This window comes from Limnohabitans sp. MMS-10A-192 (assembly GCF_003063335.1).
In the GTDB taxonomy this organism is placed as follows: Bacteria; Pseudomonadota; Gammaproteobacteria; order Burkholderiales; family Burkholderiaceae_C; genus Limnohabitans_A.
This window is the reverse complement of record NZ_NERX01000010.1, coordinates 48719-56513: the sequence shown is the minus strand read 5'-3', so window position 1 is coordinate 56513 and position 7795 is coordinate 48719. Positions and strand designations below refer to the sequence as shown.

General features: G+C 67.8%; 6 protein-coding genes. 2 read left to right on the top strand and 4 right to left on the bottom strand.

Going from position 1 to position 7795, the window contains the following annotated elements:
- Positions 1-201: 201 nt before the first annotated feature.
- Genes B9Z43_RS16060 through B9Z43_RS16045 form a run of 4 tightly spaced genes read right to left on the bottom strand, consistent with a single transcriptional unit; the run spans position 202 to position 5660 of the window.
- The gene (locus B9Z43_RS16060; protein ID WP_108326952.1) at positions 202-2022 is read right to left on the bottom strand and encodes an acyl-CoA dehydrogenase C-terminal domain-containing protein; all 1821 of its coding nucleotides are present in this window, start codon (positions 2020-2022) and stop codon (positions 202-204) included.
- A gap of 2 nt (positions 2023-2024) precedes the next feature.
- The gene (locus tag B9Z43_RS16055; protein ID WP_104801860.1) at positions 2025-3335 is read right to left on the bottom strand and encodes an acetyl-CoA C-acetyltransferase; all 1311 of its coding nucleotides are present in this window, start codon (positions 3333-3335) and stop codon (positions 2025-2027) included.
- 8 nt (positions 3336-3343) lie between these two features.
- Positions 3344-4258 (bottom strand): MaoC family dehydratase, encoded by a 915-nt coding sequence (locus B9Z43_RS16050; protein WP_158270139.1) that lies wholly within the window; start codon positions 4256-4258, stop codon positions 3344-3346.
- 1 nt (position 4259) lies between these two features.
- A complete protein-coding gene (locus B9Z43_RS16045) occupies positions 4260-5660 on the bottom strand; it encodes a 3-oxoacyl-ACP reductase (RefSeq protein WP_104801858.1) in 1401 nt (466 codons plus the stop codon).
- 63 nt (positions 5661-5723) lie between these two features.
- Between B9Z43_RS16045 and fabR the strand changes: the two genes are divergently transcribed.
- The gene (gene fabR / locus B9Z43_RS16040) at positions 5724-6401 is read left to right on the top strand and encodes an HTH-type transcriptional repressor FabR (protein WP_104801857.1); all 678 of its coding nucleotides are present in this window, start codon (positions 5724-5726) and stop codon (positions 6399-6401) included.
- 7 nt (positions 6402-6408) lie between these two features.
- A complete protein-coding gene (locus B9Z43_RS16035) occupies positions 6409-7740 on the top strand; it encodes a D-alanyl-D-alanine carboxypeptidase family protein (protein WP_233250061.1) in 1332 nt (443 codons plus the stop codon).
- Positions 7741-7795 lie beyond the last annotated feature (55 nt).

The following is a 7795-nucleotide window of genomic DNA, read 5'->3' as shown; positions in this document are numbered from 1 at the left end:
GCTCAGTTCGCGCAGCAGCAAAGGATTCAAACCAATGCCGCTGCAAATCTCAACCCTCAAGTTTTGGATTAACCTTGAACCCTTGGACTACTTCCGATTGATTGGTACGGCCAGAGGGGGCAGGTCACATAGATCGTTTTTATGGCGCTCTGTATCCATTGAGATACATTGCTGTCCATGCCGCCAAGCGGTGAAGCGGGTTCAACCCGCCATCGCCGCCACCGGCATCTGCAGCAGCGTGCTGGCCGGCGCCAGCGCCATGCGGTGGTGGGCGTCGGCGCGGGGCAGCAGGCGTTCAAAGTAGAACTGCGCGGTTTGCAGCTTGGCCTGGTAGAACGCCGCTGACTCTGGCCCCTGGCCGCTGTGCAGGGCCTGCTCGGCGCGCTGGGCCATCAGCGCCCAGTGGTAGGCCATCATCACGTAGCCGCAATACATCAGGTAGTCCACCGACGACGCGCCCACTTGCTCCGGGTCGGCCTTGGCCTTGAGCATGAGGCGCAGGGTGAGCGTATTCCATTGCACGGCGCGGCGCGCCAGGGCGCGGGCCATGCGGCCACGCAAGCCCCCAGCCAGCAGGCCCGGCCGGGCCAGCACCCACATCTGGGCGGTGAAGTCGCGCACGCACTGGCCGCGCGTTTGCAGCAGCACCTTGCGCCCCAGCAGGTCCAGCGCCTGGATGCCGGTGGTGCCTTCGTACAGCGTGGCAATGCGGGCATCGCGCGCGATCTGCTCCATGCCATGCTCGCGGATGTAACCGTGCCCGCCGTACACCTGCATGCCCAGGTTGGCGGCTTCCAGGCCCATTTCGGTCAAAAAGCCCTTGAGGATGGGGGTGAAGAAACCCAGTTCGCCGTCGTGGCGCTTGTAGCCGGCCTGGTCGCCGGCCCAGGCAGCGGCAAACATCTTGTCGGCCAGTTGCGCGGCGCCGTAGATCATGGCGCGGCCACCTTCGGCGATGGCTTTTTGGGTGAGCAGCATGCGCCGCACGTCGGGGTGCCAGACGATGGCGTCGGCCACCTGCTCGGGCTCCTTTTTGCCCGAGAGCGCGCGCATGGAACGGCGCTCGCAGGCATAGGCCAGCGCGCCCTGGTAAGCCAGCTCGGCATGGGCCACGCCCTGGATGGCGGTGCCGATGCGCGCGGTGTTCATGAAGGTGAACATGGCCTCCAGCCCCTTGTTCGGTTCACCGATCAGGGTGCCGATGGCGCCGTCGAAATTGAGCACCGCCGTGGCACTGGCGCTGATGCCCATCTTGTGCTCGATCGAGCCGCAGTGCACCGCGTTGCGCGTGCCTAAAGCACCACCCTCGCCCACCAGAAACTTGGGCACGATGAACAGCGAAATGCCGCGCGTGCCGGCGGGCGCCTCGGGCAGGCGCGCCAGCACGATGTGCACGATGTTGTCGGTCAAGTCGTGCTCGCCGCTGGAGATGAAGATCTTGGTGCCGGTGATGGCGTAGCTGCCGTCGCCCAGCGGTTTGGCCTGGGTCTTGACCTGCGCCAGGTCAGAGCCGCACTGCGGCTCGGTCAGGCACATGGTGCCGCCCCACTCGCCCGCCACCAGCTTGGGCAGGTACTGCTGGCGCATGGCCTCGGTGCCGTACTGCAAGATGGTGTTGATGCAGCCGATGCTCAGACCGGGGTACATGCTGAAGGCCCAGTTGGCCGTGCCCATCATCTCGCTCTTGAGCAGGTTGAGCGACACGGGCAGGCCCTGCCCGCCGTAAGCCGTGGGGAACGACAGGCCCTGCCAGCCGCCCTCGACGAACTGCGCATACGCCGCTTTGAAGCCCTTGGGCGTGGTGACCTCGCCCGCCTGAAAGTGGCAGCCCTCTTCGCCGCCCGAGACGTAGAGCGGCGCCAGCACCTCTTCGCAGTAGGTGGCGGCGGCCTCCAAAATGGCGTCCACCACCTCGGGCGAGGCGTCTTCGCCGCTGCCCAGCGCGCGGTAGTGCGCCGGGTAGTCGAACACCTCGTTCATCACAAAGCGCATGTCGCGCAGCGGGGCTTTGTAGTTCAACATGCTCATTTCTCCAGAATGGCCACGACGCCCTGGCCGCCAGCGGCGCAGATGGAAATCAAACCGCGCCCGCTGCCTTTTTGCGCGAGCAGCTTGGCCAGCGTGGCCACAATGCGCCCGCCGGTGGCGGCAAACGGGTGACCGGCGGCGAGCGAGCTGCCGTTCACATTGAGTTTGCTGCGGTCAATGGCGCCCAGCGGCTGCGCCAGGCCGAGCTTGTCGCGGCAAAACGCCGGGTCTTCCCACGCCTGCAGGGTGCACAGCACCTGGGCGGCAAAGGCTTCGTGGATTTCATAAAAGTCGAAGTCCTGCAGCGTCAACCCAGCGCGCGCCAGCATGCGCGGCACGGCGTAGGCGGGGGCCATCAGCAGGCCTTCTTTCTTGGCCGGGTCGGGGTTGAAAAAGTCCACCGCCGCCACCTCGCTGAACGTGAGGTAGGCCAGCACCGGCAGACCACGCTCGGCCGCCCAGGCTTCGCTGGCCAGCAGCACGGCCGAGGCGCCATCGGTCAGCGGTGTGGCGTTGCCTGCCGTCAGCGTGCCCTGGCCGGGCGCCACCTTGCGGTCGAAAACCGGCTTGAGCTTGGCCAGCTGTTCAGCGTTCAGGCCCTGGCGCAGGTTGTTGTCCTGCTTCACGCCCAGGAAGGGCGTCATCAGGTCGACAAAGAAACCTTCGCCATAGGCGCGCGCCAGGTTGTGGTGGCTTTGCAGGGCCAGGGCATCTTGCGCTTCGCGCGTGATGCCCCATTCGCGGGCCATGAGTTCGGCGTGTTCGCCCATCGACAGGCCGGTACGCGGCTCGCCGTTGCGCGGCAGCTCGGGCTGGAAGAACTGCCCCGGGCGGATGCGCAGCGCCCGCTGCAGGCGCTGCCAGGGGCTGCGCGCGCGCGAAACATCGAGCAGGGTGCGGCGCAGTTGGTCATTGACGGCGATGGGCGCGTCCGAGGTGGTGTCCACCCCGCCGGCCACGCCGCATTCGATCTGGCCCACCGCAATTTTGTGCGCCACCAGCATGGCGGCCTCCAGCCCGGTGCCGCAGGCCTGCTGCAGGTCGAAGGCCGGGGTCTCGGGCGAGAGCGTGGTGGAGAGCACGGCTTCGCGCACCAGGTTGAAGTCGCGCGAATGCTTCATCACCGCGCCTGCGGCCACGTCGCCCAGGCGCTGGCCATGCAGGTTGAAGCGGTCCACCAGGCCTTGCAGCGTGGCCGTGAGCATATCGAGGTTGGAGGCGCGGCTGTAGGCGGTGTTGGAGCGCGCAAACGGGATGCGGTTGCCACCCACGATGGCGACGCGACGGAGGGTGCTGTTGGGGGTCATGGTGGGGCTCAGGAAATGGTGGGTTGATGCGCGGGTTCGGCGCGGAGTTCGGAACGCAGATGGACCTGCTCGCCGCGTGCGTCGCGCACCTCGAACACGGTCTGGCCTGTACTGGCCTGCGCCTGCCAGAGCGAGGCGCGTGTCGGCAGCAGCACGGGCCGCTTGAACACGGTGGTGAGCGAAGCGGCTTGCAGCACAGTGGCCGGCGCGGCGGCTTGCAACAGGGCCAGCGCGCGCGCCTGCGTCCACAGGCCATGCGCGATGGCGCGCGGAAAGCCGAACAAGCGCGCGCTCAGCGCCGACAGGTGGATGGGGTTGTAGTCGCCCGACACCGGGGCGTAGCGGCGGCCGGTGTCGGCGGGGGCGTCGAATGCACCGGCCTGGGTCAGGGCGAGTTCCGGCCCCACGGCGCCGTTGAACGGTGCGCCCACGGGCGACTTCACGCCCAGGCGCAGCAGGGTTTGTGTGGCCTGCCAGACGCATTGGCCATCGCCCTCGCCATCTGACTCGCGTAGCACGCGCAGGTGCAGCGTGAACACCTGCCCCTTGTCGTGCGCCAGCAGCTCGCCGCTGCTCAGCTCCACCCGCACCGCATCGCCTGCGGCCAGCGGCGCATGCTGGGTGATGGCGTTGGCCAGGTGCACCGTGCCCATGGCAGGCCAGGGGCAGGCGGGCGAAGTCATGTAGGTCATGACCAGGGGGAAAGTCAGCATCTGCGGGTAGGTGAGCGGCGCTTGCGCACTCGGGGCAAAACCGCAGACCTCGGCGTAACGCGCCAGGTGCGCGGCGTCGACCACGACGCGCGGCAGCACCAGCGTGACCGGGGCCAGCGCGCGCACCGGCCCGGGGCGCTTGAAACTGCTGGCCAGCGCACGGGCCAAGTTGCTCAGCGTGCTGGCGGGTGTGATGTTCTGGCGCTGCACCTTAAGCCCCCAGCAGGCTTTGGCCGCACACGCGCACCACCTGCCCATTCACGCCCTGCGAGGCGGGGCTGAGCAGCCAGGCGATGGTTTCGGCCACATCGACCGGCTGGCCGCCCTGCCCCATGGAATTCATGCGCCGGCCGGCTTCGCGGATGGCCAGCGGGATGGCGGCGGTCATTTGCGTTTCGATGAAGCCCGGCGCCACCGCGTTGATGGCCATGCCGCGGGGCAGGCGCGGCGCCTGGCTGTGCACCAGGCCGATCACGCCAGCCTTGGAAAACGCGTAGTTGGTCTGCCCCAGGTTGCCGGCAATGCCCGAGATGGACGACACGCACACCAGCCGTGCCTGGGGTTGGAGCGCGCCCCGCTCCAGCAAGGCCTGGTTGATCGCCTGCTGCGCCACCAGGTTGACCTGCACCAGCGTCTGCCACAGGTGCGGCGGCATCTTGGCGATGGTCTTGTCGCGGGTGATGCCGGCGTTGTGCACCACGCCGTCCCAGCCGCCGTCAGCCAGGGCCGCCTGGGCGATCTGCCCGGCGGCCGCCGGATCGGCAATGTCGAGCGCCAGCGCGCGGCCCTGCAGCCGCTCGGCCACGGCCTGCAAGGCGTCCTGGGCCTGCGGCACGTCCAGACAGACCACCTGGGCGCCATCGCGCGCCAGGGTTTCGGCAATGGCCGCGCCAATGCCGCGCGCCGCGCCGGTCACCAAAATCTTTTTGCCCGCCAGCGGCTGCACCCAGTCGCTCGGGGCCGGGGCCTCAAAGGGTGCCAGCCGCACCACCTGGCCCGACACATAGGCGCTGCGCGGCGACAAAAAGAAGCGCAGTGTGCCTTCGAGTTGCGCCTCGGCTCCCGGCGCCACATAGACCAGTTGCACCGCAATGCCGCGCTTGACCTCCTTGGCCAGCGATTTCACAAAACCTTCCAGAGCGCGCTGTACCGTGGCCTGCTCGGCAACCGGGCAGGCTTCGGGCGGGCGGCCCAGCACCAGCACGCGGCCGCAGCTTTGCAGTGAGCGCACCGCGTCGTGGAAGCACTGGTACAGCGCCTCGGCCTGGGCCACGGTGGCCAGGCCGGTGGCGTCAAACACCACGGCCTTGAGGGGACCGCCCGGCTGCTCGCCGGTGCTCCACAGCCCGCTCATCAAGCCGGCCTGGTTGGCCATCGCGGTCCAGCCCTGCACGCTGCGGTGCGCCACGGTGGCGGCCCGCATGGCGCGGAAGGCAGCCAGCAGCGCGGGCAGCAGTTCGGGCGTACCACCGGCGCCGACCAGCACGTCGCCAGCAACCACCGGTTGGCCGGCTTCGAACCGCTCGAGCGGCACGGGACGCGGCAGGCCCAGCATGCCGGCCAGGCGCGCGCCAAAGGCCGAGTTGGCAAAGTTGAGGTAAGCGTCGGACATGGACAGGGCTCCTTTGTTTGTGTACGATCGTACACCGAAAAACCCAAACCGCCAAATCCGTCCATGCCGAACGCCCGTCCCGACACCCCCGCCCCCGCCACGCCCGAGCCGCCGCTGAGCCGGCAAGACCGCAAGGACCTGACCCGCCAAAGCCTGGTGCAGGCCGCGCTGCGGTTGATCGGCGAGGGACGCAGCTTCACCAGCCTGGGCATCCGCGAGATCGCGCGCGAGGCCGGCATGGTGCCCAATGCGTTTTACCGGCACTTTCGCAGCCCAGACGAGCTGGGCCTGAGCCTGGTGGACGAGGTGGGGGCCACGCTTCGCGGCCTGCTGCGCCAGGCGCGCCAGCCGAGTTCGGCCCAGACCAGCGTGGTGCGCCAGTCGGTGCAGGTGTACCTGCAGTACGTGCGCGACAACCGGGTGCTGTTCCGCTTCATCTCGAGCGAGCGCGCGGGTGGCAGCCGGGTGCTGCGGCTGGCGATCCGCCACGAGGTGCAGCGTTTTGTGGACGACACGGCACGCGACCTGGCGCCGCTGGAGGCCTACCAGGGCCTGTCGCAGGCCAGCCTGCACATGGTCTGCGGCCTGATGGTCAACACCCTGCTGGCCGCCGCCCCCGAGGTTCTGGATCTGCCCGCCGACGAGCCTCAGTCCGAGCAGGCGATGGTGCAGGACTTCGTGCAGCAGTTGCAGATCATCTTGCTGGGCGCGGCCAGCTGGCGCGAGGCAGAGCGGCGCTGAAGCGGCGGTGACTGCCAATCGGCAGCCATCCCAAGAAACCCGCCCCCAATCCGCGACAATCGATGCTCTACCGAACCACACCCTGCAAGCCAAGACTTTCTCTCTTCTCCCCATCGCCCTGGCCATCGCTGTGGGCACCCTGTTGCCCAGCTCGGCGTCCTTCGCGGCCAAACACCCCGCTGCCGCCAAGCCTGCAGCGCACAAAAAGGCTGCGGCCGCCGCAGCCTCTGCAAACGCCCTGCCGCCTCTGGCCGCCCAGACGGCCCTGGCCGACAACCCGCCGGCGCTGCCTGCCAAGGCCTGGCTGCTGATGGACTTTGACTCCGGCGAGGTGCTGGCTTCGGCCAACGCCGACGAGCCGCTGCCCCCCGCATCGCTGACCAAGATGATGACCAGCTACATCGTCGAGCAAGCGCTGCGCTCAGGCAAGCTCAAGCAGACCGATCTGGTCACAGTCAGCCAGAACGCCTGGTGCCGCGGTTCGGGCACCGAGTCGTGCATGTACCTGCCGCTCAATAGCCAGGCCACCGTCATTGACATCCTGCGCGGCATTGTCATCCAGTCAGGCAACGATGCCTCCAAAGCGATTGCCGAACACATGGCCGGTTCAGAGGCCGGCTTTGCCAAGCTGATGAACGCCGAGGCCCAGCGCCTTGGTATGACGTACACCCAGTTCGTCAACCCTACGGGTCTGCCCGATCCGGAGCACAAGTCCTCCGCGCGTGACCTCGCCATACTGGCGCGCGCCATCATTCGCGACAGCGCCGAGTACTACCCCATCTACGCCGAACACGATTTCAAATACAACGGCATCAAGCAAGGCAACCGCAACGCCCTGCTCTACACCGACCCCACTGTGGACGGCCTCAAGACCGGCCACACCGCTGAGGCCGGTTATTGCCTGGTCACTTCGTCCAAGCGCAACGATATGCGCTTGATCTCGGTCATCCTCAACACCCACAGCGCACAGGCACGAGCCGACCACACGCGCACGCTGCTCGGCTGGGGCTTTGGCAGCTTCGAAAAAGCTGTCCCGATCCAGCCAGGTGCAGTGGTCACAACGGCCAAGGTGAGCTTTGGCAAGGCCGACACCGTGGGTGCGGTCCTGGGCGCGCCATGGATGCTTACCGTGCCACGCGGCCAGCAGGTGCAGGCCACGGTGGAACTGAAACCGGGCCTGGAAGCGCCCGTGGCCAAGGGCGCCGTGGTCGGCAAGGTGGTCGCCACCTCGAACGGCAAGCCGCTGGGCGAAACCCCGCTCGTGGCGCAGGCCGATGTGGAGCGCGCCGGTCTGTTGCTGCGCACATGGCAGTACGTGGCCAAGTGGTTCGGCAAGTGATGGCTTGAACGCAGCGGAGGGCTGACGCGGGGGACCTCTGCGGTCCCTTGGTTCT